At 67.6% G+C, this 1199-nt stretch carries 1 protein-coding gene; it reads right to left on the reverse strand.

The genetic code is table 11. The annotated features are described in order from the left end of the window. Window positions 1-1199: phosphopantetheine-binding protein (locus NRB56_RS38100; protein WP_153349239.1), on the reverse strand; the 1199-nt coding region annotated here is incomplete at both ends.

The raw sequence follows: 1199 nt of genomic DNA on the forward strand, positions 1-1199 counted from the left end.
CCCCGACAACCGGATCGCCACCGGAATATTGTTCACCGCCGACCCGGTATCGAACTGATTCAAAAACCACATCCGAGACTGCGCCAACGACAACGGCACCCGATCCGGACGCGGACCCGCCACCAACCGCGGGCGCGATTCCCGCTCTCCGGCGAGCCCGGACTCCACCTGTGCGGCAAGCGATTCGACGTCCGAAGCTTCGAACAGGGTGCGGACCGCGACAGTGGTCTCCAGGGCAGCGCCGATCCGTGCGGCGACCCGGGTCGCGATGAGCGAGTTGCCGCCGAGCGCGAAGAACTCGTCATCGAGGCCGACTCGCGGCACGCCCAGAATGTCCGCGAACACCTCGGCGACCACCTGCTGCACCGGCGTCTCCGGTGCGCGGAAGGTACTGGTCGCCACCGCCGGAGCGGGCAGCGCGTGACGGTCGAGTTTGCCGTTGACGGTCAACGGGATCGCGTCGAGCACGACGAACGCGGAGGGCACCATGTAAGCCGGTAGGAGAGCGGCAGCGCGGGTACGCAATGTCTCCGAATCCAACACAGCCCCAGTAGGGTTCGCTGAACCCCCGACTGCCTCGGCCGGATTCGCCGGATCGGTCCGAGTCCCGGTCCCGGTCGGGTTCGGCGAATCGATCGCGATCTGGGTCGGGTTCGCTGGATCATTCACGATGTCAGCCGGATTCGCTCGATCGTTCGAGCGTGCAGCAGGAACCGCCGGGGCGGTGTCGAGCGCAGGCACTATGTAGGCGACGATGCGTTGGTCGCCGGGTGTGTCTTCGCGGACGATGACCGCGGCGTGGGTGACACCCGGTTGGGCGAGGACCGCGGCTTCGATCTCGCCGAGTTCGATCCGGAACCCACGCACCTTCACCTGATCATCAGCACGCCCCAGATACTCGAGCTCACCGTGCCGGTTCCAGCGCGCGACATCCCCCGCGCGATACAAGCGTTCCCCGGGTACGCCGAGGGGATGGGCGACGAACCGGGCCGCGGTCAGATCCGCCCGCCCCAGATACCCCCGCGCCAACTGCGGCCCCGCGACATAGATCTCACCGGCGACCCCGACCGGGACCGGATGCAACCGGTCGTCGAGCACATACACTCGCAGGCCCGGGATCGCCCGCCCGACAACCGAACCCGTCGCCGCCGCGACCGTGTCGGCATCCAGTACCCGATGCGACACGTGGACCGTGGTTT

The organism is Nocardia aurantia (genome assembly GCF_009604425.1).
In the GTDB taxonomy this organism is placed as follows: Bacteria; Actinomycetota; Actinomycetes; order Mycobacteriales; family Mycobacteriaceae; genus Nocardia; species Nocardia aurantia.